Source organism: Plantactinospora sp. KBS50, from assembly GCF_002285795.1.
In the GTDB taxonomy this organism is placed as follows: Bacteria; Actinomycetota; Actinomycetes; order Mycobacteriales; family Micromonosporaceae; genus KBS50.
Genome location: NZ_CP022961.1, coordinates 5,873,009 through 5,898,030, shown reverse-complemented (window position 1 = coordinate 5,898,030; position 25,022 = coordinate 5,873,009). Strand labels below are relative to the sequence as shown.

The window sequence follows — 25,022 nt, the reverse complement described above, 5'->3', positions numbered from 1 at the left end:
GAGCAGATGTTCGGCAAGGTACTCGTCGCCAACCGCGGGGAGATCGCCCTGCGGATCGCCCGGACGCTGCGCGAGCTGGGCATCCGGTCGGTCGGGGTGTACTCCAGCGCGGACCGGGACGAGCGACTGCGGCGGCACTTCGACGAGTCGGTGCACATCGGACCGAGCGCGGTGGGGCGCAGCTATCAGAACGTGGCCGCGATCGTCGAGGCGGCCCTGCAGACCGGCTGCGACGCCGTGCACCCCGGCTACGGCTTCCTCTCCGAGGATCCGGACTTCGCCGAGGTCTGCGCCGAGGCCGGGCTGACCTTCGTGGGGCCGGACCCGCAGCAGATGGCCCGGCTGGGCGACAAGTCCTCGGCCCGGGCGCTGATGCGCTCGGCCGGGCTGCCGCTGCTGCCGGGCAGCGTGCAGCCGGTGGACTCGGTCGAGGCCGCCCGCGAGGTGGCGGCGCGGGCCGGCTACCCGGTGATCATCAAGGCGGTCGCGGGCGGCGGCGGCAAGGGCATGGCGGTGGTCCGCCGGCCCGAGGAGCTTGACGAGAGTTTCCCGCACGCCCGCGCCGCGGCCCGGTCGGTCTTCGGGGACGACCGGGTCTACCTGGAGCGGTATCTCGAACAGGCTCGGCACGTCGAGGTGCAGATCCTCTGCGACGGCCGGGGCAACGGCGTGCACCTGGGCACCCGGGACTGCTCGGTGCAGCGCCGGCACCAGAAGCTGATCGAGGAGGGGCCGGCGCCGGCACTGTCGGCCGAGACCCTGGCCGCGATCACGTCGGCCTCGGTCCGGGCCGCGCTGGAGGTCGGCTACACCGGCGTCGGCACGCTGGAGTTTCTCGTGGACGCCGACGAGAGCTTCTACTTCATGGAGATCAACACTCGGATCCAGGTCGAACACCCGGTCACCGAGATGATCACCGGGGTGGATCTCATCCGGGAACAGTTGCTGGTCGCCGCGGGTCTGACCGTGCAGTTGCGCCAGGCCGAGATCGTGCCGCGCGGCGTCTCGGTCGAATGCCGGGTCAACGGCGAGGACCCGGACCGGGACTTCATCCCCACCCCCGGCCGGCTCGTGGTGTTCCAGCCGCCGGGCGGCCCGTTCACCCGGGTGGACACGCACGCCTACCCCGGGTACGAACTCGGCCCGCACTACGACTCCCTCCTGGCGAAGGTCGTGGTCTGGGCGCCCGACCGGGAGCAGGCGCTGGACCGGATGGACCGGGCGCTGGCCGAGTTCGACATCGAGGGGCCGGGGGTGCGCACCACCATCCCGTTCCTCCGCCGGGTCATCGCCGATCCGCAGTTCCGCAAGGCGGAGCACAGCACCCAACTGGTGGACCGGATCCGGCAGGACGACCGGCTCCGTACCGCCGGGACCGGACAACCGGCCGCGGACCGCAACCGGCCCGCGGCCGCGCCTGGACGAAAAGGAGAGAACCAGTGAAGACCAGAGAGTTCGGCGGGCACGCCGACCTGCCGGCCGAGTTGGACGACATCCTGGTACGGGCCGCGGGCGTGGATCCGGCGGCGCTCACCGCGCCCGGCGACCAGACCCTCCAGGAACTCGGCATGGAGTCGCTGGCCGCGATGGAACTGCAGGCGGTGGTGAAGTCCCGGCTGGGCGTCCAACTGCCGGACGAGCTGCTGGAGCTGACGGTTCCGCAGCTGACCGCCATGGTCCGCGCCCAACTGCCGGCGGGTGGGTGAGATGCCCGGGCACACCGAGCAGAGCGTCTTCATCGACGCCCCCTTCGAACTGGTCTGGCGGATGACCAACGACGTGCCGAACTGGCCGCGGCTGTACACCGAGTACGCCTCGGCGGAGGTGCTCGAACGCGACGGCGACAGCGTCACGTTCCGGCTGACCATGCATCCCGACGAGAACGGGGTGGTCTGGAGCTGGGTGAGCCGGCGCGTCATGGACCTGCCGGGGCGGTCCGTGCGGGCGCACCGGGTGGAGACCGGGCCGTTCGAGTTCATGCACATCTACTGGACCTACCGGGAGGAGGCCGGCGGTACCCGGATGACCTGGGTCCAGAACTTCCAGATGAAGCCCACCGCGCCGGTCGACGACGCCGCGATGACCGAGCGGATCAACACCAACTCGAAGTTGCAAATGAAGATCATCAAGGACCGGATCGAGACCGCCGCTCGCGCCGGCGTCTGACCCGATCGGTCCGTCGGTCGGGCCGGGGCACCGGCCGTCGAGACGAGGAGATTTCGAGCATGAGCACCGTCACTTCCAAGGTGATCGCCTGGAGCGAGCAGCCACCCAACACCCGCCGGGGGGCGGAGATCCGCGTCGTGCTCGGCCCGGCAACCGTCGGCAGCACCTCCGGATTCCTCGGCGTGGCCACGCTGCAACCCGGCGAGGCCATCGCGGAGCACTACCACCCGTACAGCGAGGAGTTCCTCTACGTCGTCTCGGGCAGCCTGGTGGTCGACATCGACGACGAGCCGGTCCGGGTCGACGCCCGGCACGGGCTGCTCGTGCCGGCGAACGTGCGGCACCGGCTGCGCAACACCGGCGACGTGGAGGCCCAGGCGATCTTCCACCTCGGCCCGCTCGCACCGCGACCCGACCTGGGACACGTGGACACCGAGACGGCCAGCGAGGCGGCCGAGTTCGCGGCGGCGCAGGCATGAGCGAGCGCAGCGGGCGCCGCGGGCCGGCCGCCCGCCGTACGGCCGCCCGCCGTACGGTCGTCACCGGCGTCGGGGTGGTGGCGCCCGGCGGGCTGAACCGCAAGGCCTTCTGGTCGCTGCTGACCGACGGCCGCACGGCGACCCGCTGGGCCACCCGGTACGACCCGTCGTACTTCCGGTCCCAGGTGGCCGCCGAGTGCGACTTCGATCCCGCCGAGGCCGGCCTGTCGGCACGGGACATCCGCCGCTGCGACAGGTACATCCAGTTCGCCCTGGTGGCCGCCGCCGAGGCGGTCGCCGACAGCGGGCTCGACCTGGCCAACGAGCGGTTGGACCGGGTCGGCGCGGTGCTCGGCACCGCGGTCGGTGGCACGACGGCCCTGGAACAGGAGTACGTCGTGGTCAGCGACCACGGCCACGACTGGCTTGTCGACGAGGCGTACGCCAGCCCGTTCCTCTACCAGGCGCTCGTGCCCAGCAGCCTGGCCGCGGAGGTGGCGATCCGGTACGGCGCGCACGGGCCGGTGCAGGTGGTCTCCACCGGCTGCACCTCGGGCATCGACGCGATCGGCTACGCGCACCAACTGGTGCAGGACGGCGAGGCGGACGTGGTGATCACCGGGGCGTCGGACTCCCCGCTGTCGCCGGTGACCGCCGCGTCGTTCGACGCCATCCGCGCCACCACGCCGGACAACGACGACCCGGCGCGGGCGTCCCGGCCGTTCGACCGGGACCGCCAGGGGTTCGTGCTCGGCGAGGGCGGCGCGGTCCTGGTGCTGGAGGAACTCGGGCACGCGCTGGCCCGCGGCGCGCCGATCTACTGCGAGGTGACCGGGTACGCCTCGCGCAGCAACGGGTTCCACATGACCGGCCTGCGCCCGGACGGCCTGGAGATGTCGGTGGCCATCGACGACGCGATGGCCCAGGCGCGGCTCAACCCGCAGGACCTGTCCTACATCTGCGCACACGGCTCCGGGACCAAGCAGAACGACCGGCACGAGACGGCCGCGTTCAAGCGGTCCCTCGGCCCGTCGGCCTACCGCGTCCCGATCAGCTCCATCAAGTCGATGATCGGGCACTCGCTGGGCGCCATCGGGGCCATCGAGATGGCCGCCTGTGCGCTGGCGATCGACGCCGGCGCCATCCCGCCGACGGCGAACTGGGCCAACCGCGACCCGGAGTGCGACCTGGACTACACGCCCAACGTCGCGCGGGAACTTCCGGTCGGCACGGCGCTCTCGGTGGGCAGCGGGTTCGGCGGGTTCCAGTCCGCCATGATCTTCTCGAAGGTCGGGGAGGTCGGCTCGTGACCCCGCGGGTCGTGATCACCGGCATCGGCCTGGTGGCGCCCAGCGGCACCACCACGGCGGAGCACTGGCACACGGTGACCTCGGCGCAGAACCGGATCGGCCCGATCAGCCTGTTCGACGCCTCCGGCTATCCGACCACGCTGGCCGGCGAGGTCCGCGGGTTCGACATCGAGGCTCGGGTGCCGGGGCGGCTCGCGGTGCAGACCGACAGGTGGACCTGGATGAGCTTCGTCGCGGCCGAACAGGCCCTGTCCGACGCCGGGTTCGATCCCGCCACCGAGGATCCGTACGCGTTCTCGGTGGTGATGGCCAGTTCCTCCGGCGGCAACCAGTTCGGCCAGCGGGAACTGGCCCGGCTCTGGGGCCAGCCCGGCCGCAAGGTCGGGGCGTACCAGTCGATCGCCTGGTTCTACGCCGCCACCGTGGGCCAACTGTCCATCCGGCACCAGGCCAAGGGGCCGAGCAGCGTGCTCGTCGCCGAGGGCGCCGGCGGGTTGGACACCCTCGGGTACGCCGCCCGGCTGATCCGGCGCGGGGTCTCGGTGGCGCTGTGCGGCGGGCTGGAGGCGCCGCTCAGCCCGTACGCGCTGGCCTGCCAGTTGCGCAGCGGCCGGCTCAGCGGCGCGGACGACCCGCGGCGGGCGTACCTGCCGTTCGACGCGGCGGCCAGCGGGTACGTGCCGGGCGAGGGCGGGGCGGTGCTCGTCCTGGAGGAACTGGAGCATGCGCGGGCCCGCGGCGCGCCGATCTACGCGGAGCTGGCAGGCTGGGCGTCCACCCACGACGGCGTGTACGCGGGACGGGCCGTGGACGCCTCCGGGCACTGGTACGCCGAGGCGCTCCGGCTGGCCACGGAACGCGCGGGCGTCGCACCGCCGGACGTGGACGTGCTGATCCCGGACGCGCTCGGCGTGCCCGAGTACGACCGGGCCGAGGCCGCCGCCGTGCGCACGGTGTTCGGCACCGGTACGCCGGTGACCAGCAGCAAGGCGCTGACCGGACGGATGTACCAGGGCGGGGCGGCGCTCGACGTCGCGACCGCGCTGCTGGCGATGCGGCAGCAGACCCTGCCGGCCAGCGCCGGCACGGCCGAGCCGGCGCCCGGCTGCGAACTCGACTTCGTGGCGGCCAACCGGCCGGCGCGGGTGGACACCGCGGTCGTCGGCGCCCGCGGCTTCGACGGCTACAACACCTCGGTCGTGCTGCGCCGGTTCGCCGACACCGACACCGACACCGACACCGGCACCGACATCGGCGCCGGCAGCGACGTCGATGCCGGCACCGACAGCGACGTCGGTGCCGGCGCCGGCGCGACCGGGGCGGAGAGGACGGCGACATGAGCGGGGGCAGCACGGAGACGGCCACCGGTAGGGCCCGGGTGGTCTTCCTGATCCGGGTCGACCAGGACCGCGCCGAGGAGTTCCGGCACGCGTACGAGAAGGTCCGGTACGCCGTGGCGGAGGGGGTGCCGGGTCACCTCGTCGACCAGGTCTGCCGGTCGGCGACGGACCCGCAGCAGTGGTTGATCACGAGTGAGTGGGCCAGCCTCGAACACTTCGAGGCGTGGGAGCGCAGTCCGGACCACCGGGAACTGGTCCGGCCGATGCGCGAGTGCATGACCGAGGCGAGGTCGCTGCGTTTCGTCGTCGAGATGCAGACCACCGGCCGCAGGAGCGAGGAAATCCGAGGGGAATCGACGTGAACACGCTGACGGTGCTCAGCGTCTGGGTGCTGACCGCGGCCGGCATCCAGCTGGGCACGCTCTGGATCATGAAGCTGTCAATCCTGCCCATGCTCAACACGCTGCCCTACGACCGGTACGTGACGGTCTGCCAGCTCATCGACATGCACGTGTTCCACCCGATCGCGGTGTGGAGCGGGGTGCTGGCGGCCGGCCTGGGCGTCTGGGCCGCGGTGCTGTCCGGCAGCGCGCTGGTGAGCACGTTCTTCGTGATCGGCTCCGTGGGAATGGTGGTGGTCGGGATCGCCTCCGAGGGCTTCAACCGGCCCATCTGGCGCCAGATCGAGCAGTGGAGCCCGCGCCGGGTGGCGGAGCGGTGGAACCGCAAGCGGTACCACTGGCACATCGCGCACCAGGTCCGCACCTACGCCGCCATCACCGCGGTCGCCGCGTACGTGGTGGCCCTGCTGGCCCAGGCCTGACCGGAGGGAGCTGGCGATGAAGCTGGTCGTGATCGGCGCCGGTGGGCGCACCGGGCGTCTGGTGATCGAGCGGGCCGTCGCGGACGGGCACCGGGTCACCGGGGTCGCCCGCCGGCCCGCCTCGGTCGGCCTGACCGACCCGGAACTGAACATCGTCCGGGGTGACGTGCTGGAGCCGGACTCCCTGGTCGACCCGCTGGCCGCGGCGGACGCGGTCTGCTACCTGGTCGGCGTGCCCGGCAGGTCGACCTCGGTCACCCGGTCGGTGGGGATGGCGAACCTGACCGGGGCGATGGTGGCCAGCGGGGTGCGCCGGGTCTTCGCGGTCTCCCCGACGGCGATCGACGTCTCCCGGGAGGCGCCGCTGCTGCGCCGGGCGACGGTGAAGTTCCTGATCGACAAGCGCAACCGCAACCCGTTCCTGGAGTACGAGCGGGTCGAGGACGAGATGCGGCACGGCGGTGTCGAGTGGACGGCGATCCGGGTGGCCCGGCTCACCGATGCGCCCGCCACCTTCCGGTACCGCGCCCGGCTGGGCAACCACATCCGCGACGAGCGCCCGCTGTCCCGGGCGGACCTCGCCGACTACCTGCTCACGCACCTGGGCGACGAGTCGATCCGCAACGCCGTGGTCACGGTGAGCGGCCCCTGACCGACGCCGGACGGGGAACGCCCCGGCGGGCCGCGACCCGCCGGGGCGTTCCCCGTTGCCGTGCGCGGGCGCGGCGCGGCCGCCGAAACGCGGTGGATCCCGCGGACGTGGTGGATCCCGCGGACACGGCAGAACCCGCGGACACGGCGGATCGCGCGGACGAGCGGATCCGCGGACGCGGCGGAACCCGCGGACACAATGGATCCCCCGGGCACGGCGGATCCCCCGGGGCGGCCCGATCGGGCCGTGATCCCCGGGGACCGCCGGCGGGTGCCCGGCTCAGCCGGGCAGTTCGTCGCGGAGCAGCTTCACCTGGTCCAACCCGCTGGAGCAGGGCGCCAGCACCAGCTCGTCGCAGCCGGCCGCCGCGAACTCGGCCACCGACCGGCGCAGCGCCGCCGCGCCGATCGCGCTCGCGGCGACCACCGACCGGGCGTACCCGGGCGCGAAGCCGTAGTAGTCGTTCAGGTAGCCGCCGGCCAGCGCCTCGGCATCGTCGCCGAGGCTGAAGTACAGCAGCGCGAGCAGCCGGGGCCGGCCGGGCCGGCCGGTCTCCCGCCATCCGGCGGTGACGGCCGCGGCGCCCTGCCGGAACATGCCCGGCCCGCCGCTGCCGCTGATCCAGCCGGTGCCGTGCGCCGCCACCCGGCGCAGCGCGGCCGGCGAGTGGCCGCCGAGGACGAGCGGCGGACCGCCCGGGGTGGTCGGCGCCGGGCCGACGCCGCCGGCGAACCCCCGGCGTTCCCCGCCCCACAGCCGCCGCAGCTCGGCGAGCTGCTCGTCGAAGCGCCGGCCGCGGTGCGCGTGGTCGGCGCCGGCGGCCCGGAAGTCGTCCGGCCGGGCGCCGACCGCGGCGCCCACGGTGAGCCGCCCACCGGAGAGCCGGTCCACCGTGGCGAGCTGCTTGGCCAGCAGCGCCGTGTTGGTGTGCAGCGGCGCGATCAGGATCGCGGTGAGCAGCCGTACCTGTTCGGTCACGGCGGCCGCCGCGGCCAGCGTGGTCAGGCTCTCGTGGTTGTCGTAGACCAGGCGGTCGAGGGTGGCCAGCGTCGAGAAGCCGGCCCGCTCTCCCTCGACCGCCCAGGCGAGCAGGTCCCGGCCGGGGGTTGCCCGGACCGCGTTCGGCAGCGCGAGTGCGATGTCCACGGCCCCGCCCTCACACCTGCGTCAGCGGCTGGTCGTGCCGCCGGGACAGCACGCACTCCAGGCCGTTGCGCTGGAAGAACGCCCGGGCACCGGCGGGCGAGCGCATGTCCCGCGGCTCGGCCAGGTGCTCCTCCAGCCGCTCCTCGAACGCCCGGACCGCCGGCTGCCGGCCCATGTGGGCCGCCACCAGCGGCAGCGGCCCCTCGACCTCCATCACCCGCACCGCCAGCTCCCGACCGACGAAGGCCATCGTGCCGAGCAGCCGGCCGACCACCTCGCCGTCGGCGTTCCGTACGTCGAACTCGGGCCGGCCGCTGACCCGGAACAGCTCCTTGACCGCCTCCTCGCTGCCCGGCTTCAGCGGGTAGAACAGGGCGTGCCACTGGCTCATCTCGACCAACTCCTTCACTGGCTGGCGGTGACGCCGCCGTCGACGAACAACACCTGCCCGGTGATGAACCGGGCCGGCGGGGAAACCAGGTAGAGCACCGCGCTGGCCACCTCCTCGGGCTCGGCGAACCGGCCCAACGGGATGCGTTGCCGCACCATCGCCACGAACGCGGGGTCCTGGGCGGCCGACTCGACGAACTCGGTGGCCACGAAGCCCGGTGCCACCCCGTTGACAGTGATGCCGTGCCGGCCCCACTCGGTCGCGAGCTGCCGGATCAGCAGGTTCAGGCCGGCCTTGCTGGCGCCGTACGCGGTGAAGCCGCGCTTGACGCCCAGCGCCGAGCGGACCGAGGACAGGTGCACCAGCCGCCCCGGCTCGCCGGCCTCGATCAGCCGCCGGCCCACCTCCTGCGACAGCAGGAAGGCGCCGGTGAGGTTGGTCTGCACCACCTCCTGCCAGACCCGCTCGGGAAACGTCTCGGCCGGTACGGTGTCCAGCCGGCTGGCGCAGTTGACCAGCACGTCCACGCCGTTCAGCGCCGACCAGGTCTCGGCGACGCCGTGCCGGATGCTCTCCGCCGAGGCCACGTCCAGGGCCAGCCCGACGGTGTCGACGCCGTACCGGCGCAGCCGGTCGGCCAGCTCGCCCGCCTTGTCCGGCGACCGGCCGGCCACCGCCACCGCCGCGCCCTGGGCGGCCAACTGCGCGCAGATCTCCCCGCCCAGCCCGCCGTACCCGCCGACGACCAGGGCACGCCGCCCGACCAGGGCACGCTGCCCGGCCTGCGGACCCGTCGCCCCGGTCACGCCGCCGCCGTCCGGTCCAGCCCGAACAGCGTCCGGGCGGTCGCGGACCGGATCCGCCCGCGCTGCCCGGCGTCGCCGGTCACGCCGTCCACCATGGACAGCGCCGCCTCCAGCGGGGTGGCCAGCGGCGGCGAGTCGGTGCCGAACATCAGCCGGTCCGGCCCGAACACCTGGAGCGCGGCGGACAGCGCGAGCGGGCTGGGCGTGGCGGTGTCCACCCAGATCCGGCGGACCGCCTCGCTCATCGGTCGGGCCGGCGTACCCTCGACCGCCCGGGGCGGATCCCCGGGCGCGCCCCGCCGCTGCGCCAGTTCCAGCTTCTCCACCAGCAGCGGCAGCGCGCCCCCGGCGTTGGCGGCGATCAGCTTGAGTTCCGGATACCGGTCCAACCACCCGGCGAACAGGATCGCGGCCACCCCGGCGGTCACGTCGCAGGGCCGGGCCACGTGCTCGACCAGGCCGATCCGGCCGCGCATGGCCGCCGCGCCGACCGGCTCGGCCGGCGGGTGCAGCAGGATCGGGCAGCCGGTCTCCGCGGCCAGCGCGAAGACGCCCTCGGCCCGCGGCGAGTCCAGGTACTCGCCGCGCACGCTGGTGTTCACGATCAGCCCGACGAACTCCTCCTGGGCCAGCCGCTTGGCCACCCGGTGCAGCGAGTCGTCGGTGGCGTACGGGTTGACGTAGGCGTATGCCCGCAGGTGCCGGTGGTGTGCCCGGACCGTCTCGGCCACCCACTCGTGGAAGGCGTCGATCCGGTCCGCCGACTGGGCGTAGTTGTCCAGCCCCGGCACCGGAACCATGGTGCCCACCCCGACCGGGCTGCCCACGATGGTCAGCTCGATGCCCAGCGACGCCTTCCGGCTGATCATGCCCTCGACGTCGCCCAGGCTGGCCGGCATCGGGAAGCGCGCGAGCAGCTCCGGCGGGGTGATGTGTCCGTGGATGTCGATCGTCATGGTCGGCCGCCCGGTCAGGCCCGCGGCGGGCCGAGGACCTTGCCGCCGAACCGTTCCACGGAGGCGATCACCTCGCCGAAGTCCGGGAAGTCGGCCGGGTTGAACTCGGGGACCTCCGGCCGCTCGGCCGGCTTGCCGGTCTCGAAGAACCAGCCGTCGAACCCGCCGGGCGTGCCCAGCACCAGCCAGCGGGCCTGGTCGGACTCCACCTTGTAGGAGTGCGGCAGGCCGCGCGGGGCGAAGACCGTGCTGCCCACGCCCGGCCGGTACAGCACGCCGTCGATCTCGATGCTCAGCTCCCCGTCGAGCACGACGAACGTCTCGTCCTCGCGGCTGTGCACGTGCACCGGCGAGGCGTACCCGCGGTTGGAGGTCTGTTCGGCCAGCCAGAACGCGTTGTCGGTGTCCGCGCTGGTGGCCCTGAACACCATCAGCGCGCCCATGTGCCAGATCGCCCGGCAGTCCTGCGGCTCGTGCAGAAACGGCTTCATCCCAATCATCTGCTCTCCCTGGGTCGGATGGTCCGCAGCGGAGTGTGCGCCGCGGCCCGTCCCGTCCACAGGGGTTGCCGGTCCGCCGGCGGCGGGGATCCTGTCCCACCCGGCGGACCGGCCCGCCGGTCGGCGCCCGGATCCCGACGGGACGGGACCGCCGACCCACGACGGCGGGACCGGCGGCCGGCAGGCTTGCCGTGCCGGTGGTCGGGACGCGAGCTGGGGGTGCGGCATGCAACGGGTGGGCTTTGTGGGGCTCGGCGTGATGGGTTCCGGGATGGCGGCCCGGCTGCTGGCGGCGGGGCTGGCGGTGACGGTGTACAACCGCACCGCCGGCCGCGCCGACGGGTTGGCCGCCGCGGGCGCCACGGTCTGCCGTACCCCGGCCGAGGCCGCCGCCGGCGCGGACCTGGTGCTGATCAGCGTCGCCACCGCGGACGCGGTGCGGGAGGTGCTCCGCGGCGACGCCGGGGTGCTGGCCGGCGCGGCGCCGGGGGCGGTGATCGCCGACCTGAGCACCGTCTCCCCGGACGAGGCCCGCGAGCTGGCCGGGCTGGTCGAGGCCGCCGGAGCGCGAGCGCTGGACGCCCGGGTGCTCGGCAACGCCCGGCACGCCCGCTCCGGCGAACTGCGCTTCATGGTCGGCGGCGCGGCGGCCGACGTGGACGCCGCCCGGCCGGTGTTCGAACTGCTCGGCAAGGAGACCGTGCACCTCGGCGGGCTGGGCACCGGCGCGGCGGCGAAGGTGGCGATGAACCTGCTGATGGGCGTCCAGCTCCAGTCCCTCGCCGAGGCCGTGGTCTTCGGCGAGCGGGCCGGCCTGGACCGGGACCAGTTGATCGGGATGATCGCCGCGAGCGGCTACAGCTCGCCGGTGATGCGCTTCAAGAGCGGCGTGATGGCGCGCCGGGACTTCCAGCGGGCGGACTTCCGGCTCGTGCTGATGCGCAAGGACCTGGGCCTGGCGCTCGCCGACGCCGGGCGGACCGGGGTGCCGATGCCGGCCACCGCGGCGGCCCACGAGGTGCTGTCCGGCGCCGTCGCGGCCGGTCTCGGCGAGCGTGACTGCGCCGCCGTGCTGGAACACCTGGAACGGATGGCCGCCCCGGCGCCGGAGTGACCTTACGGATCCGCGGCACGCCGGGCGCAGCGGGCCGCGCCGGGTACCCGGATGTCGTTCAATGATGTCGGACGATGCGTGAGCGAAGCGGGAGGGGCGGGATGGACACCAGCCAGCAGGTCACCGAACTCGTCGGCCGGTGGGCCGACGCGGTGCTGGCCAGCGACGCGGAGGCCCTCGCCGGGCTGTCGACCGAGGACTTCACCATCGTCGGGCCGCTGGGCTTCGTCCTGGACCGGGAACGCTGGCTGGGGTCCTACGCCGGCGGCGGGCTGGTCACCCACCAACTGCACACCAAGGACCTGCGGGTACGCGGGTACGGCGACACGGCGGTGGCCATCGGCGAGCACACGCAGCGCATCGAGTTCCAGGCGCGACCCTCCGGCGGCGACTTCCGGGTCACCCACATCGCGGTGCGCCGCGCCGACCGGTGGCTGCTGGCCGGGCAGCACTTCTGCCAGATCGCCCCGCCGCCCGGCGCCGGGCGCTGAGCCGCCGGGGGCGGGGGTGCGGCTCGCGGTGTTCGGCGGCACGGGCGGTACCGGACGCCGCCTGATCGACCAGGCGATCGAGGCCGGCCACGAGGTGACGGCGCTGGCCCGGGACCCCTCCGCGCTGGGGCAGGCGGCCGGGGGGCTCACCGTCGTACCGGGCGACGTGCTCGACCCGGACGACGTCCGGCGGGCGGTGCACGGTGCCGACGCGGTCGCCTCGGCGCTGGGCATCGGCATGCACCGGCACGCCACCACGGTGTACTCGCAGGGCACCGGCAACGTCCAGCGGGCGATGCGGGCCGAGGGCGTCCGGCGGCTGCTGGTGGTCTCCACCTCGTCGCTGCGGCCGCCCGAGCGCGGCCACCCCGCCGAATGGCTGGTCGGCCGGCTGCTGCACCGGATCCTCGCCCGGCCGTACGCGGACATGCGGGCCATGGAGCGGGGCGTGCGGGAGGCCGACGACCTCGACTGGACGCTGGTGCGCGCCGCGCGCCTCACCAACGGTCCGCGCACCCGGCGCTACCGGGTCGCGTACGACGCCGGGCTGCCGGGTTGCTGGTCGATCTCCCGCGCCGACCTGGCGCACTACCTGCTGACCCGGTCCACGGCCGGCGACACCCATCGGCGGGTTGCCGAAATCGCGTACTGACGTCGCAACGGAGGCGAAATGAAGGCACAGCGGGTGTACGCGCTCAACCGCGGCGCGTCGGAGTTCTTCGACATCCGGGAGGTCGAGCTGCCGGAGCCGGCGGCCGGGCAGGCCCGGGTGCGGGTCGAGGCCGCGGGCGTCTCGTACGGGGATCTGCTGCTGCAACGCGGCGTCATCCCCGGCGGCCCGAAGCCGCCGTTCGTGCCCGGCTTCGACCTGGTCGGCGTCGTCGAGTCGGTCGGGCCGGGCGTGGTCGGCCTGGCCGCGGGAGACCGGGTGGCCGCGCTGGTACGGGAGGGCGGCTACAGCACCGCGCTGAACGTGCCGGCCGAGCGGCTGGTGCCGGTGCCGGACGGGGTGGACCCGACGCAGGCCGCGGCGGTCACCCTCAACTACTTCATCGCCCACCAGATGCTGCACCGGGTCGCCGACGTGCGCGGCGGGCACCGGATCCTGGTGCACGGCGCCTCCGGCGGCGTCGGCCTGGCGTTCCTGCAACTGGCCGGGCTGATCGGCGACGTCACCGTCTGGGGTACGGCGTCCGCCGGCAACGCCGACCTGCTGCGCGCCGCGGGCGCCAGCCCGATCGACTACCGCGGCGAGGACTTCGTCGCGGTGGTGAAGGCCGCCGGTGCGAACCTGCGGGCGGTGTTCGACCCGATGGGCGGCACCCACTTCTGGCGCTCGTACTCGGTGCTCGGTCGCGGCGGCTACCTCGTCGGGTACGGCCAGAGCAAGGCGCTGCGGGACGGCAGGCGGGACATGCGGGTGGGTGCGCTCGGCTTCCTCGGCGGCATCATCGCGCCCAAGCTGCTGCCGGACGGCCGGCAGACGGTGTTCTACAACGCGTGGGCGCTGGAGAGGTCGCAGCCGGCTGCCTACCGGGAGGACCTGGCGCAGGTGCTGCGGCTGCTGGCGGAGGGCCGGATCGCGCCGCGGGCCGTGACCGCGCTGCCGCTGGCCGAGGCGGAGCGGGTGGTCCGCGAACTGGCGGCGCCGGCCGGTGCCTCGGGCGGGAAGTTCGTGTTGACCGGCCGGGGCTGAGCGGTTGCGAGCGGCGTCCGCGCCGCGTCCGCCGGCACCGGTATGGTGTCCCGGTGGGACCCGGGATGGGCGTCGTCCGACGGACCGGCGGCGGCGACTCCCGGCTCCGTCCATCGCCCGCTGATCTGCTGCTGGGCGCGGGGCTGGCGCTGCTGCTGGTGCTCGGCACGCTGCTGGTGACCGTCCTGCAGGGGCACCGCTTCCGCGACCTGGACCTGATCGGCGGCGCGCTGGTGGTGCTGGCCGCCCTGGTCACGATGGCGTTGCGCCGGGCCGCGCCGATCGTCGCGCTGGCCGGCGCGATCGTCGTGGTCAACACGTACCTGCTGCTCAACTACCCGTACGGCCCCATCGAGCTGTGCGTCGTGATCGCGATGTTCGAGGCCGCCCGCCGGCTGCGGACCCGGGTCTCGCTGCTGGTCTGCGGCATCGCGGCCGTGCTCGCCTCGGGGACCGCCTTCATCCGGCTCGCCTCGGACACCACCGAGCCGCAGTGGCTGGCGCTGGCCTGGACGAGCTGGCTGATCGTGCCCTGGTCGCTGGGCTCGCTGGCGCACGTGGTGGCGGCCGGCCGGGACCGGGCGCGCCGGGAGCTGGTGGCGCGGGCCGCCCTGGAGGAGCGGATGCGGATCGCCGGTGACGTGCACGACGTCGCCGGGCACGGCTTCGCCCTGGTAGCGATGCAGGCCGGGGTGGCGCTGCTGGTGTTCCAGGAGCAGCCCGCGCAGGCGCGCCGCGCCCTGGAGGCGATCCAGGCGGCCAGCACCCGGTCGCTGAGCGAGCTGCGCAGCATGCTCAACGTGTTCCACGGTGGCGACGACGACCCGGGCCGGCCGGCGGGTGCCGGCGCCGCGCCGCCCACCGGTGCCGCACCGCCCACCGGCGCCGCGCCGCCCACCGGTGCCGCACCGCCCACCGGTGCCGCGCTGCCGGCCGGTGCCGCGCCGCCGGCCGGTGCCGCGCCGCCGGCCGGTGCCGCGCTGCGGCCGGTGACCGAGCCGGCCGGCGAGGCCGGCCTGACCGGCCTGCTGGAACTTGTCGACCAGGTCCGGGCCGGTGGCCTGCCGGTCGAGCTGGACCTGTGCCTGGGCGCCAGCCTGCCCGAGGAGGTGGACCTGGTGGCCTACCGCGTCGCGCAGGAGTCGCTCACCAACGTGCTGCGGCACGCGGGCCCGACCCGGGCCTGGGTACGCGTCGACGACAGCGGCGACGACCTGCTCGTCGAGGTGTCGGACGACGGTCGGGGCCGCGGCACCGGCCCGCCGCGGGAGGGCCGCGGGCTCGCCGGCATGCGCCGGCGGGTGGAGGCGATCGGTGGACGGTTCGAGGTGCAGGGTGGCGAGGACGGATTCCGGGTACGGGCCCGGATGCCGCTGACGGGGGTGTGCGCGTGATCCGGGTGGTGCTGGCCGACGACCACGAACTGGTGCGGATGGGACTGCGCACGCTTGTCGACCGCGAGGACGACATGCAGGTGGTCGGGGAGGCGCAGAGCGGTCAGGACGCGCTGGAGCTGATGCGCCGGGAACGGCCGGACATCCTGCTGCTGGACGTCCGGATGCCGGGCATGGACGGTCTGGAGACGCTGCGGCGGATGCACGCCGACCCCGTCCTCGCGGACATCCGGGTCATCGTGGTCACCACGTTCGAGATCGACCAGTACGTCTTCGAGGCGCTCCAGGCCGGCGCGAGCGGGTTCATCCTCAAGGACACCGCCCCGGACGAGCTGGTCCGGGCGGTCCGGGTGGTGGCCGCCGGCGAGGCGCTGCTGTCGCCGTCGGTGACCCGGCGGGTGGTGTCGCTGTTCGCCCAGCACGCCGCGCCGGGTTCGGCGCCGACGGTGGGCCTGGACGAGCTGACCGAGCGGGAACGCGAGGTGCTGGCCTGGGTGGCCACCGGCGAGTCGAACGAGGAGATCGCCAAGGAGCTGTACCTGAGCCCGGCGACCGTCCGCACCCACGTGAGCCGGGCGATGGTGAAGCTGCACGCCCGGTCCCGGGCGCAACTGGTCGTGATCGCGGTGCGGGCCGGGCTGACCGTGCCGCGCTGACCGTGCCGCGCTGACCGCCCCGGCGCCGGTCGCCGGGCCGCGCCCGACGCCGGGGCGTCGCACCCGGTCAGGTCACGTCGCGCCGCTGCAGCACCGCCGCACCGACCACGACGGACAGCGCGACGTACCCGGCCAGGACCAGCGCCGCGTGCGTCCCGGTGACCACCGTGGACACCCCTGGGGTGTCCGCGGCGGCGCCCTGGGTCGCCACGCCGATGGCGCCGGCCATGCCGCCGGCATTGGTGCCCGGCAGCCAGCGCTGGAGCGTGTCCAGCAGGCTCACGCTCGGGGCGAACAGCCGCAGCAGGGTCTCCACCGCGAGGGCCCAGACCAGCCCGACGCCGACCGCCAGTGCCGTGCCGCGGACCAGGATGCCCAGCACCATGCCGAGGGTCGCCCACATGCCCACGATCAGCCAGCCGCCCACGAACCCCTGGACGAAGTCGACGAGGCCCGGCCACTGGGCCGGCTTCGACGTCACGGCCGCCACCACGGCGGCACCGCCGGACGCGGTCAGGAAGGTGGCCACCACGATCAACCCGATCACCAGTTGCAGCGCCAGGAACGAGCCGGCCAGCACGGACAGCCGCCGCGGTCCCTGGGTGAGCACCGCCTTGAGCGTCTGCCAGCCGTACTCGCTGCCGGTGACCAGCACGCCGAGGATCAGCGCGAGCGCACCGGCGAACAGCGGGAAGCCCTGCACGGCCGCGGAGATCACCCCGGCCGGCAGCGCGCGGGCCAGCGCCGCGTCGGCGTCCGCCGGTACGCCGCCCGGACCGCCCGAGGTGCCGTTGTAGCTCAGGTACGGGAACAGGTAGCCGAAGACGAGGGTGAGCACCATCCACACGGCGACGATCAGCCAGAGGGCCGACCGGTGGCGCATCTTGAACAGCTCGGCGCGGAAGCTCGCGATCATGCCGACGTACCCTCCTTGTCTCCGGTCGCGGTCCCGGCCGCCACCTCGGCCGCCGGGCCGGTCCCGGCGGCCGTCCCGGTTTCGGTCCCGGCCGGCGTGCCGGTCCCGGTTTCGGTTCCGGCCGTGCCCGGCTCCGCCCGGCGCGACTGCGTCACCTCGAAGAAGATGTCCTCCAACGACCGCTCGGTACGGGTCAGCGTGTGTACCGCGACCCCGCCCAGCACGAGCGCCCGGTTGATCTCCGCGGCCTCGGTGGCCGGTGCCCGCAGCCGGAGCGTGTCGCCGGCCACCGAGACCCGGTCCGCGCCCAGCACACCCTCGGCGATGTCCTGCGCCTGCCCGATCGGGGTGGCCTCCACCGCGAGCAGCGACTCGCCGCGCAGCTCGTCGACGGTGCCCTCGCGCAGCAGGCGGCCGTGCGCGATCATCCCGACCCGGTCGCAGACGTGCTGGACCTCGCCGAGCATGTGGCTGGAGAGCAGTACGGTGCGCCCGTCGTCGGCCAGCCGCCTGATCAGCACCCGGATGTCGGCCATGCCGGCCGGGTCCAGGCCGTTTGTCGGCTCGTCGAGAATGAGTAGCTCCGGGTCCTTGAGCAGGGCGGCGGCCAGCCCGAGCCGTTGCTTCATGCCCAGCGAGTACCGGGCGAACGCGTCCTGTGCCCGGTCGGTGAGGCTGACGATCTCCAGCACCTCGTCCACCCGGGGCTCGCGGACCCGGCAGTAGCGGGCGAACGCGCGCAGGTTGTCCCGGCCGGACAGGTAGGGGTAGAAGGCCCCGGACTCCAGCAGCATGCCGATCCGGGCGAGCGTCGCGGGCTCGCCGGGCCGGCCGCCGAGCACCTCCACCCGGCCGGAGGTCGGCCGGATCAGGCCGAGCAGGATCCGCAGCGCGGTCGTCTTGCCGGCCCCGTTGGGTCCGAGGAAGCCGTAGACCTCGCCGCGTCGCACGGTGAGGCTGACGCGGTCCAGCGCCTGATTCCCGCCGTACCGCTTGGTGAGGTCGGTCGTCCGGACGAGGTTGTCGGTCACCGCACCAGCTTGCCGACCGGGCCGGGCCGCGTCGTCCGCTGAGCGCGTGGATCCTGGTACGCAGCATTGCGTACGGGTGGTCCTGCGCGGTGATGACCGACGCTGGTCCCATGGGCGGCCGGGCGCCGCCGGCCCGGGACGCGCGCCGCGCCCCGGCGGGCCGCGGGCCGTTCTCCCGACCCGTCGAGGATCCCGGACCGCCAGGACCGTTGGCTCACGACCATGGGATTACCGGCTGTCACGCTTCTGGTCTCAGACGGTAACCATCATCGGGATGTCGATGGCGGGTGTCCCGGATCCGGCCGTCGGTGTTACTCGAAACGAGGTGGACGTGAGCTGGCCTGATCTGTCTTCCGATGATCGAGCCGGCGACGCCGGAGCCACGGCGTCGTCGGGCGGGCAGCCGGTGGACGACGCCACGGCGGCCGACGGCGCCGCGCGGGCGGACGGTGTCGGCCCGATGGGCGGTGCCGGCCCGGCGGACGGTGCCGGCCCGATGGACGGCGCCGATCCGCGGGAGGGCGCCGATCCGCTGGATGGCGCCGCGGTGGCGGACGACGCCGGGGCGGCGGAGTGGCGGCCCGCGATCTGGCACTCGCTGCCCCGGGTGCACCAGCCGGGCTGGAGCGGCCCGGGTCTGCGCCGGGCGCGGGCCGAACTGGCCGCCGCGGCACCGCTGACCAGCCTGGCGGAGGTGCGGTTGCTCCAGGACCGGCTGGCCCGGGTCGCCGGGGCCGGGGCGTTCCTGCTCCAGGCCGGCGACTGCGCGGAGCCGTTCGGCCCGGAGGCCGTGCTGGCCAGCCGGCGCAAGCATGCGCTGATCGGCCGGATGTCCGTGCTGATCAGCGACCGCACGGGGCTGCCGGTGGTCACCGCCGCCCGGATCGCCGGCCAGTTCGCCAAGCCGCGGTCGCAGCCCACCGAGATCGTCGACGGCCGGCACCTGCCGTCGTTCCGCGGCCTGCTCGTCAACGGCGCCGAGCCGACCGCCGCGGCCCGGCAGGAGCGGGCCTCCCGGCTGGTCGACGGGTACGCCACGGCCGCCGGGGTCTTCGCCGAGCTGCGCCGGCTGGCCGGCGCCGATCCGGCCGAGCACGGGGTGACCGTGCGCCGGGACGGCGCCTGGCGGCATCGCGGCCTGTGGACCAGCCACGAGGCGTTGGTGCTCGACTACGAGGAGCCACTGACCCGGCGCGACGAGCAGACCGGGCGGTGGTACCTGGCCTCCACCCACCTGCCCTGGATCGGGTACCGCACCGGGGCGCCGGACGGTGCCCACGTATCGTTCCTGGCCGGCGTCGCCAACCCCGTGGCCTGCAAGGTCGGCCCGGAGACCGACCCGGAGGACCTGGTGCGCACCTGTGAACGGCTGGACCCGCTCGGGGTGCCGGGCCGGCTCACCCTGATCTCCCGGCAGGGGGCGGCGCTGGTCCGGGACCGGCTGCCCCGGCTGGTCGCCGCCGTGCGCCGGGCCGGCCGGCCGGTGACCTGGATGTGCGATCCGATGCACGGCAACACGGTCCGCGCCGACGGCGGCCGGAAGACCCGGCACTACGGCGACATCGTCGACGAACTGCGCGGCTTCTTCGCGGTGCTGGCCCGGTTCGGGCAGTGGCCCGGCGGGGTGCAACTGGAGGTGGCGGCCGAGCCGGTCGCCGAGTGCCGGGGCGGGCCGGGCGCCGAGCCGGCCGACCCGGACCTGGGGTACCGCTCCCTGTGCGACCCCCGGCTCAACGACGCGCAGTCGCTGGGGCTCGCCGCAACGATCGCGGACCTGCTCGCCGCGGCCGTGGCCGCCCGACCCGACCCGGCCGCCGCGCTGGCCAGCATCCGGTAGCGAGGGAGGACCGATGCGGACCCTGCTGATCGACAACTACGACTCGTACACGTACAACCTCTTTCAGCTCATCGCCGACGTCAACGGCGCGGTACCCACGGTGATCCGCAACGACGCGGCGGAGGCCCGGCGGCTCGATCTGGCCGACTTCGACAACATCGTCATCTCACCCGGCCCCGGCCACCCGGCCCGGCCGGACGACTTCGGCATCTGCACCGAGGTCATCCGGTCGACGAGCATCCCGCTGCTCGGGGTCTGCCTCGGGCACCAGGGCATCGCGGCCGGGGAGCGCGGCGTGGTCACGGCGGCTCCGGCCGCCCGGCACGGCCACCTCACCCGGATCCGGCACGACGGCAGCGACCTGTTCGCCGGGCTGCCGCAGGACTTCGTCGCGGTGCGCTACCACTCGCTGCACGTCGCCGAGCCGCTGCCGCCGAGCCTGGCGGCGACCGCCTGGGCCGAGGACGGCGTGGTGATGGGCCTGCGGCACCGGCACCGGCCGCTGTGGGGGGTGCAGTTCCACCCGGAGTCGATAAGCACCGAGCACGGGCGGGAACTCCTGGTCAAGTTCCGGGACATCACCCTGGCCCGCCGCCGCGCCGGCCACGGCCGTACCGGTAACGGCGCCGCGGCCCGCACCGGCACCACCGGCACCGCCCGCGGCGCCGGTCCCGAGGACCGGGCCGCCCGTTCGGCCGCCGGTGACCGGCGGCCGGCCGGTACCGCCGGGCCCCCCACCCGGCGGTACCGGCTGCGGGTGCGGGTCATCGACTTCGAGGTCGACACCGACGCCGCGTTCCGCCGGCTGTTCGGCTCCTCGCCGTACGCCTTCTGGCTGGACAGCGCGCACGTCGAACCCGGCCTGGCCCGCTTCTCCCACCTCGGCGACGCGGTCGGCCCGCTGGCCGAGCGGGTGCGCTACCGGGTGGGCGACGGCCGGGTGTCGGTGTCCGGCGCCGACGGGCACCGGGACGTCCCGGGCACCGTCTTCGACTACCTGCGGGCGGAACTGCGCCGGCGCACGATCGAGGCGCCCGACCTGCCGTTCGACTTCACCTGCGGCTACGTCGGGTACCTCGGCTACGAACTGAAGGCCGACTGCGGCTCGCCGGCCCGGCACCGCTCCGCCAACCCGGACGCGCAGTGGATCTTCGCGGACCGCGCGGTCACCGTCGACCACGAGCGCGGCCAGACGTACGTACTGGCGCTGGACGACGGCTCGCCGGCCGGCGCCACGGCCGCGGACGACTGGCTGCGCGCCGGCACCGAGGCCCTGCGTACGCTGCCGGCCGGCGCCGACGACCAGCCCGCGCAGCGGATCACCGCCGAACTGTCCGCGGTGGAGCCGTGGCTGGTCCGGGACCGCGACCGGTACCTGCGGGACATCGCCGCGGCGCGGGACAAGCTGCTCGCCGGGGAGAGCTACGAGATCTGCCTGACCGACTCGGTCCGGCTCCCGGACATGGGCGGCGGTCTGCCGTTCTACCGGGAACTGCGCCGGGTGAACCCCGCGCCGTACGCCGCGTACCTGCGCTTCGGCGGCCTGGAGGTGGCCTGCTCCTCGCCGGAACGGTTCCTGCGGATCGACCGGGACCGGACCGTGGAGACCAAGCCGATCAAGGGGACGGCCCCGCGCGGCGCCACCCCCGAACAGGACGCCTGGCTGCGCGAGGAGCTGGCGACCAGCCCCAAGACGTACGCCGAGAACCTGATGATCGTGGACCTGCTCCGCAACGACCTGGGCCGGGTGTGCGAGGTCGGCAGCGTCCGGGTGCCCCGGCTGATGGCCGTCGAGTCGTACGCCACGGTGCACCAACTGGTGTCCACGATCCGCGGGTCGCTGCGCACCGACCTGGACGCGGTCGACTGCGTCCGGGCGTGCTTCCCGGGCGGCTCGATGACCGGCGCACCCAAGCTGCGCACCATGGAGATCATCGACGGGCTGGAGACCGAGGCCCGCGGCATCTACTCCGGCGCCATCGGCTTCCTGGGCTGCGACGGCACCGCCGACCTGAACATCGTGATCCGGACCGCCGTGCTGGCCGACGGGCAGTGGCAGGTCGGCGCGGGCGGAGCCATCGTGCTCGGCTCCGACCCGGTCGAGGAGTACGACGAGATGCTGCTCAAGGCCGCAGCCACGCTGCGCGCCCATCCCGCCGTGGGCACGGCCGCGGCCGGCGCCGGCGTCGTCGCCTGACCATCGTTCGCCACCGACGAAAGGACGGTGCCATGAACGTCGTCGAACAGCTACGGCGCCGCGCTCAGCAGGGCGGCTGGACCGGCCGGCCCGCGGTGCACACCGCCAGCGGCGTCTGGACGTACGGCCGGCTCTACGACCGGGTGGCCCGGGTCGCCGGCGTGCTGCGCCGGCACGGCGTCCGGCCGGGGCAGCGGGTGCTCATCGCGGTGCCCGACGGATTCGGTTGGCTGGCCAGCTTCCTCGCCGTCGGGCAGCTCGGCTGCACGGCCGTACCGGTGAACCCGGAGCTGACCGCGGCCGACCACCGGTTCCTGGCCGACGACTGCGCCTCCGCGCTGGTGATCTGCGGCCCCGAGCTGGCGCCGCGGTTCGACGCCGGCCGCTGGATCGACCCGGAGCGGCTGCTGGCGGAGGCGGACGGCGCCGACCCGGTCGCGCCGGTGCCGGCCACCGCGCCGCTCTACGTGCACTACACCTCCGGCACCACCGGCCGGCCCAAGGGCGTGGTGCACCCGCACGGCAACCTGCCCGTCTACCACGGCACGGTGGGCCGCGCCCTGGGGGTGAGGCCGGCCGACGTGACGCTGTCGGTCTCCAAGCTGTACTTCACCTACGGGTTCTGCAACTCGCTGGTGTTCCCGCTCTACTCGGGCGGCTCGTCGGTGCTGCTGGAACACCGGCCCGGGCCGGCCGAGGTGGCCGAGCTGGCCACCCGGTACGGCGTGACGCTGCTGTACGCGGTGCCCTCCTGGTACGCCCGCGCGGTCGCCGACCTGCGGCCGGGCGCCTTCCGGACGCTGCGCCAGGCCGTGTCCGGCGGGGAACGCCTCACCGCCCGGCTCACCGAGCGGGCCGCGGAGTTGCTCGGCGCCCCGCTGCTCAACCAGCTCGGCGCCACCGAGATCGGCTGCGCGGCCACCGCGAACACCCCCGGGCACGACGTCCCGGGCAGCATCGGCCGGCCGGTGCCGGGCTTCACGGTGCAGGTACGCGACGCCGCCGGCGCGCCTGTGCCGCCCGGGGTCGAGGGGCACCTCTGGGTGACCGGGCCGGCGATGATGTCCGGCTACCTGGACCGGCCCGCCGACACCGCCGCGGTGCTGGTCGACGGCTGGCTGCACACCCGGGACCTGGTGGTGGGCGCGCCGGACGGGACGTACGAGCACGTGTCCCGCGCGGACGACCTGGAGATGGTCGGCGGGATCACCATGTCGCCGATGGAGGTCGAGGACGTCCTGATCACCCACCCCGGGGTGCGCGAGGTGGCGGTGGCCGCCGTACCCGACGAGGTGGGCGCCACCCGGCTGCGCGCCTTCGTGGTGCCGGCCCGGCCGCAGCGGCCGGCGGACGACCTGGCCGCGGAGCTGATCGCGCTGGCCCGCAGCCGGCTGGCGGCGTTCAAGGTGCCGCGATCGGTGCTGCTGGTCGACGCCCTGCCCCGGACCGCCACCGGCAAGCTGCGCCGGTTCGCGCTGCGCCAGCGCGCCGCGGCCCCGGCCCATCCCGCGAACGAAAGGACCCCCGACCATGTCGAGACGCGATCATGACCGGAGCTTCCAGATCGGGCTCATGTTCGACCGGGCTGCCGGCCGGCACAACGGCGTGCCGGTCCGGCTCGACGAACCGTTGCAGCTCGCCCCCGACCGGGGCGTCGAGCTGACCGTCGGGAAGCTGGCCGAGCTGGTGGACGACCTCGCCGCCCGGCTGTGGGCGGCCGGGGTGCGGCCCACCGAGCGGGTGGCGGTGTACAAGACCAACAACGCCGACATCCCGCTGCTGGCCTGCGCGGTCGCCCGCATCGGCGCGGTGCCGGCGCTGCTCTCGCCGGCGCTGCCCACCGACGTCGCCGTGGAACTGCTGCGCCGGCTGGAGCGGCCGTGGCTGCTGACCGACGCGCCAAAGGTCGACCAGGCGTTCGGCGGGACCGCCCCGGTGGAGTTGGCGCACCGGGTGCTGCTGTCGGCCGGCCGGGAGATCGAAGGCACCGTGGCGCTGGCGGACTTCGCCGGCGCACCCCGGCGGGAACCGGTCCAACTGCACCCGCGCCAGCCCTCGCTGATCACCCACAGCTCGGGCACCACCGACGTACCGAAGCTGGCCGTGCACTGCGGCGACTCGCTCTGGCACCGGTTCCTGCCGCAGAAGACGATGGCCTGGCCGATCCGGCGCCGCGAGACCGCGGCGCTGTGCATGACGTACGTCCACTCGCGCTTCTACAACGCGCTGCGGGTGTTCCTGGACTACGGCAACCCGATGCTGATCGCCACCGACCACGAGCCGAGCCGGATCGGCCCGCTGTTCGTGCAGCTGCGCCCCGGGTACGTCGAGACGCACCCGAACACGTACATCGAGTGGGAGGAACTGCGGGACGCCCCGCACGCCCCGCTGTCCAGCGTGCTGGTCTTCGGCGGGACCTTCGACGCCATGCACCCGCGGACCATCCAGCGGCTGCTCGGCGCGTCCCGCCGGCGCTTCCCGCTCTTCGTGCAGCTCTACGGCCAGTCCGAGACCGGCCCGGTGTGCGCCCGCTGGTTCACCAGGCGCGGCGCGAGCGGCACCGACGCCCGGTGCATCGGCATTCCGCTGCCGGGATTCGTCCGGATGCGGGTGACGGGCGACGACGGCCGCCGGGTCGGCCGCGGCAGGCCGGGGCACCTGGAGGTACGCGTCCGCAGCCGGATCATCACCTACCTGGGCGAGCAGCGGCGCTACGCCGACGTACTCAACGACGGCTGGTGGCGGATGGGGGACATGGGCTTCCGCGGCCGTTTCGGCGAGGTCTATCTTCTGGATCGGGAGATCGACCGGATCGAATCCATGCAGAGCAACCTGGAGGCGGAGGACCTGCTCATGTCCCGGCTCAACGAGTTGCGCGAGGTCGCGATCGTGGCCGGCCCGAACGGCGAGCCGGTGCCGGTGGTCTGCGTCCGCGACGAGCGGCCGCTGGACCTTGAGCGGTGGCGGCTGGCCACCGCCGACCTGCCCGGGATGGCCGAGCCGGTGCAGTTGCCGTTCGACCAGGTGCCCCGCACCTCGACCTGGAAGGTGCAGCGACCCAAACTGGTCCGGATGCTGGCCGCCGGCCTGCCACACTCCTGAACCGGACCACGCAGTCGTC

25 protein-coding genes and 1 pseudogene are annotated in these 25,022 nt (G+C 74.3%); 19 read left to right on the top strand and 7 right to left on the bottom strand.

The features are described from left to right. Window positions 1–6 precede the first annotated feature (6 nt). The 9 genes and pseudogenes from CIK06_RS25465 to CIK06_RS25425 all read left to right on the top strand — a co-directional run bounded on the left by CIK06_RS25465 (window position 7) and on the right by CIK06_RS25425 (window position 6,770). Complete coding sequence (locus CIK06_RS25465) at window positions 7–1,443, top strand: acetyl/propionyl/methylcrotonyl-CoA carboxylase subunit alpha (RefSeq protein ID WP_095568131.1); 1,437 nt, start codon at window positions 7–9, stop codon at window positions 1,441–1,443. Further along, window positions 1,440–1,706, top strand: a complete 267-nt coding sequence (locus CIK06_RS25460) for an acyl carrier protein (protein ID WP_095566928.1) — start codon at window positions 1,440–1,442, stop codon at window positions 1,704–1,706. The genes CIK06_RS25465 and CIK06_RS25460 overlap by 4 nt, the downstream gene beginning before the upstream one ends. A gap of 1 nt (window position 1,707) precedes the next feature. After that, complete coding sequence (locus tag CIK06_RS25455; RefSeq protein WP_095566927.1) at window positions 1,708–2,166, top strand: SRPBCC family protein; 459 nt, start codon at window positions 1,708–1,710, stop codon at window positions 2,164–2,166. A gap of 59 nt (window positions 2,167–2,225) precedes the next feature. Further along, window positions 2,226–2,645, top strand: a complete 420-nt coding sequence (locus tag CIK06_RS25450) for a cupin domain-containing protein (RefSeq protein ID WP_095566926.1) — start codon at window positions 2,226–2,228, stop codon at window positions 2,643–2,645. Next, window positions 2,642–3,955: a beta-ketoacyl synthase gene (locus CIK06_RS25445; protein ID WP_095566925.1), complete on the top strand. Its 1,314-nt coding sequence runs from the start codon at window positions 2,642–2,644 to the stop codon at window positions 3,953–3,955. The genes CIK06_RS25450 and CIK06_RS25445 overlap by 4 nt, the downstream gene beginning before the upstream one ends. After that, window positions 3,952–5,160, top strand: a pseudogene (locus CIK06_RS25440) (beta-ketoacyl synthase N-terminal-like domain-containing protein); the annotation flags it as partial. The gene CIK06_RS25445 and the pseudogene CIK06_RS25440, both read left to right, overlap by 4 nt. A gap of 131 nt (window positions 5,161–5,291) precedes the next feature. Then, entirely contained in the window at window positions 5,292–5,657 is a 366-nt protein-coding gene (locus CIK06_RS25435) for an antibiotic biosynthesis monooxygenase (protein ID WP_095566923.1), read from the top strand. Further along, window positions 5,654–6,118, top strand: a complete 465-nt coding sequence (locus CIK06_RS25430; RefSeq protein WP_095566922.1) for a hypothetical protein — start codon at window positions 5,654–5,656, stop codon at window positions 6,116–6,118. The genes CIK06_RS25435 and CIK06_RS25430 overlap by 4 nt, the downstream gene beginning before the upstream one ends. Window positions 6,119–6,134: 16 nt before the next feature. Then, window positions 6,135–6,770, top strand: coding sequence for an NAD(P)-dependent oxidoreductase (locus tag CIK06_RS25425; RefSeq protein WP_095566921.1), 636 nt, complete (start codon window positions 6,135–6,137; stop codon window positions 6,768–6,770). A 279-nt stretch (window positions 6,771–7,049) separates the two neighbouring features. Here the strand turns inward: CIK06_RS25425 and CIK06_RS25420 are convergent, their stop codons facing one another. Genes CIK06_RS25420 through CIK06_RS25400 form a run of 5 tightly spaced genes read right to left on the bottom strand, consistent with a single transcriptional unit; the run spans window position 7,050 to window position 10,560 of the window. Then, complete coding sequence (locus tag CIK06_RS25420) at window positions 7,050–7,916, bottom strand: LLM class flavin-dependent oxidoreductase (RefSeq protein ID WP_095566920.1); 867 nt, start codon at window positions 7,914–7,916, stop codon at window positions 7,050–7,052. Window positions 7,917–7,926: 10 nt separating this feature from the next. Then, the gene (locus CIK06_RS25415; RefSeq protein ID WP_095568130.1) at window positions 7,927–8,307 is read right to left on the bottom strand and encodes a SchA/CurD-like domain-containing protein; all 381 of its coding nucleotides are present in this window, start codon (window positions 8,305–8,307) and stop codon (window positions 7,927–7,929) included. Between the two features lie 14 nt (window positions 8,308–8,321). After that, entirely contained in the window at window positions 8,322–9,113 is a 792-nt protein-coding gene (locus CIK06_RS25410) for an SDR family NAD(P)-dependent oxidoreductase (RefSeq protein ID WP_198348014.1), read from the bottom strand. Then, window positions 9,110–10,069: an amidohydrolase family protein gene (locus CIK06_RS25405; protein ID WP_095566919.1), complete on the bottom strand. Its 960-nt coding sequence runs from the start codon at window positions 10,067–10,069 to the stop codon at window positions 9,110–9,112. The genes CIK06_RS25410 and CIK06_RS25405 overlap by 4 nt, the downstream gene beginning before the upstream one ends. Window positions 10,070–10,083: 14 nt before the next feature. Then, window positions 10,084–10,560: a cupin domain-containing protein gene (locus tag CIK06_RS25400; RefSeq protein WP_198348013.1), complete on the bottom strand. Its 477-nt coding sequence runs from the start codon at window positions 10,558–10,560 to the stop codon at window positions 10,084–10,086. A 235-nt stretch (window positions 10,561–10,795) separates the two neighbouring features. Between CIK06_RS25400 and CIK06_RS25395 the strand changes: the two genes are divergently transcribed. From CIK06_RS25395 to CIK06_RS25370, 6 genes are all read left to right on the top strand, one after another. Beyond that, window positions 10,796–11,683, top strand: coding sequence for an NAD(P)-dependent oxidoreductase (locus tag CIK06_RS25395; protein ID WP_095566917.1), 888 nt, complete (start codon window positions 10,796–10,798; stop codon window positions 11,681–11,683). Window positions 11,684–11,757: 74 nt separating this feature from the next. Next, on the top strand, window positions 11,758–12,174 hold the full coding sequence (locus CIK06_RS25390; RefSeq protein WP_198348012.1) for a nuclear transport factor 2 family protein: 417 nt from the start codon (window positions 11,758–11,760) through the stop codon (window positions 12,172–12,174). 16 nt (window positions 12,175–12,190) lie between these two features. Beyond that, a complete protein-coding gene (locus CIK06_RS25385; protein WP_095566915.1) occupies window positions 12,191–12,826 on the top strand; it encodes an NAD(P)-dependent oxidoreductase in 636 nt (211 codons plus the stop codon). Window positions 12,827–12,844: 18 nt separating this feature from the next. Further along, on the top strand, window positions 12,845–13,870 hold the full coding sequence (locus CIK06_RS25380) for a medium chain dehydrogenase/reductase family protein (RefSeq protein WP_095566914.1): 1,026 nt from the start codon (window positions 12,845–12,847) through the stop codon (window positions 13,868–13,870). 53 nt (window positions 13,871–13,923) lie between these two features. Further along, window positions 13,924–15,264: a sensor histidine kinase gene (locus CIK06_RS30310; protein ID WP_198348011.1), complete on the top strand. Its 1,341-nt coding sequence runs from the start codon at window positions 13,924–13,926 to the stop codon at window positions 15,262–15,264. Then, complete coding sequence (locus CIK06_RS25370) at window positions 15,261–15,920, top strand: response regulator transcription factor (protein WP_095568128.1); 660 nt, start codon at window positions 15,261–15,263, stop codon at window positions 15,918–15,920. Before CIK06_RS30310 ends, CIK06_RS25370 begins: the two co-directional genes overlap by 4 nt. Window positions 15,921–15,987: 67 nt before the next feature. Here CIK06_RS25370 and CIK06_RS25365 read toward each other — a convergent pair whose 3' ends face one another. Beyond that, window positions 15,988–16,836, bottom strand: coding sequence for an ABC transporter permease (locus tag CIK06_RS25365; RefSeq protein ID WP_095566913.1), 849 nt, complete (start codon window positions 16,834–16,836; stop codon window positions 15,988–15,990). Then, on the bottom strand, window positions 16,833–17,867 hold the full coding sequence (locus CIK06_RS25360; RefSeq protein ID WP_095566912.1) for an ATP-binding cassette domain-containing protein: 1,035 nt from the start codon (window positions 17,865–17,867) through the stop codon (window positions 16,833–16,835). The genes CIK06_RS25365 and CIK06_RS25360 overlap by 4 nt, the downstream gene beginning before the upstream one ends. 406 nt (window positions 17,868–18,273) lie before the next feature. Here CIK06_RS25360 and CIK06_RS25355 point away from each other — a divergent pair, with 406 nt between their 5' ends. Genes CIK06_RS25355 through CIK06_RS25340 form a run of 4 tightly spaced genes read left to right on the top strand, consistent with a single transcriptional unit; the run spans window position 18,274 to window position 25,003 of the window. Beyond that, window positions 18,274–19,704, top strand: a complete 1,431-nt coding sequence (locus CIK06_RS25355) for a 3-deoxy-7-phosphoheptulonate synthase (RefSeq protein ID WP_232533858.1) — start codon at window positions 18,274–18,276, stop codon at window positions 19,702–19,704. A 13-nt stretch (window positions 19,705–19,717) separates the two neighbouring features. Continuing rightward, window positions 19,718–21,901, top strand: coding sequence for an aminodeoxychorismate synthase component I (gene pabB, locus CIK06_RS25350; RefSeq protein WP_095566911.1), 2,184 nt, complete (start codon window positions 19,718–19,720; stop codon window positions 21,899–21,901). 32 nt (window positions 21,902–21,933) lie between these two features. Beyond that, a complete protein-coding gene (locus CIK06_RS25345) occupies window positions 21,934–23,451 on the top strand; it encodes a class I adenylate-forming enzyme family protein (RefSeq protein ID WP_095566910.1) in 1,518 nt (505 codons plus the stop codon). Further along, a complete protein-coding gene (locus CIK06_RS25340; protein WP_095566909.1) occupies window positions 23,432–25,003 on the top strand; it encodes a class I adenylate-forming enzyme family protein in 1,572 nt (523 codons plus the stop codon). The genes CIK06_RS25345 and CIK06_RS25340 overlap by 20 nt, the downstream gene beginning before the upstream one ends. Window positions 25,004–25,022 lie beyond the last annotated feature (19 nt).

Bases quoted from the DNA above. Each gene is read 5' to 3' on its own strand.
- CIK06_RS25365 (WP_095566913.1), bottom strand. From the start codon at position 16,836: ATGATCGCGAGCTTCCGCGCCGAGCTGTTCAAGATGCGCCACCGGTCG.
- CIK06_RS25380 (WP_095566914.1), top strand. From the start codon at position 12,845: ATGAAGGCACAGCGGGTGTACGCGCTCAACCGCGGCGCGTCGGAGTTC.
- CIK06_RS25465 (WP_095568131.1), top strand. From the start codon at position 7: ATGTTCGGCAAGGTACTCGTCGCCAACCGCGGGGAGATCGCCCTGCGG.
- CIK06_RS25340 (WP_095566909.1), top strand. From the start codon at position 23,432: ATGTCGAGACGCGATCATGACCGGAGCTTCCAGATCGGGCTCATGTTC.
- pabB (WP_095566911.1), top strand. From the start codon at position 19,718: ATGCGGACCCTGCTGATCGACAACTACGACTCGTACACGTACAACCTC.
- CIK06_RS25400 (WP_198348013.1), bottom strand. From the start codon at position 10,560: ATGAAGCCGTTTCTGCACGAGCCGCAGGACTGCCGGGCGATCTGGCAC.
- CIK06_RS25425 (WP_095566921.1), top strand. From the start codon at position 6,135: ATGAAGCTGGTCGTGATCGGCGCCGGTGGGCGCACCGGGCGTCTGGTG.
- CIK06_RS25345 (WP_095566910.1), top strand. From the start codon at position 21,934: ATGAACGTCGTCGAACAGCTACGGCGCCGCGCTCAGCAGGGCGGCTGG.
- CIK06_RS25405 (WP_095566919.1), bottom strand. From the start codon at position 10,069: ATGACGATCGACATCCACGGACACATCACCCCGCCGGAGCTGCTCGCG.
- CIK06_RS25415 (WP_095568130.1), bottom strand. From the start codon at position 8,307: ATGAGCCAGTGGCACGCCCTGTTCTACCCGCTGAAGCCGGGCAGCGAG.
- CIK06_RS25395 (WP_095566917.1), top strand. From the start codon at position 10,796: ATGCAACGGGTGGGCTTTGTGGGGCTCGGCGTGATGGGTTCCGGGATG.
- CIK06_RS25445 (WP_095566925.1), top strand. From the start codon at position 2,642: ATGAGCGAGCGCAGCGGGCGCCGCGGGCCGGCCGCCCGCCGTACGGCC.
- CIK06_RS25450 (WP_095566926.1), top strand. From the start codon at position 2,226: ATGAGCACCGTCACTTCCAAGGTGATCGCCTGGAGCGAGCAGCCACCC.
- CIK06_RS25435 (WP_095566923.1), top strand. From the start codon at position 5,292: ATGAGCGGGGGCAGCACGGAGACGGCCACCGGTAGGGCCCGGGTGGTC.
- CIK06_RS25390 (WP_198348012.1), top strand. From the start codon at position 11,758: ATGCGTGAGCGAAGCGGGAGGGGCGGGATGGACACCAGCCAGCAGGTC.
- CIK06_RS25455 (WP_095566927.1), top strand. From the start codon at position 1,708: ATGCCCGGGCACACCGAGCAGAGCGTCTTCATCGACGCCCCCTTCGAA.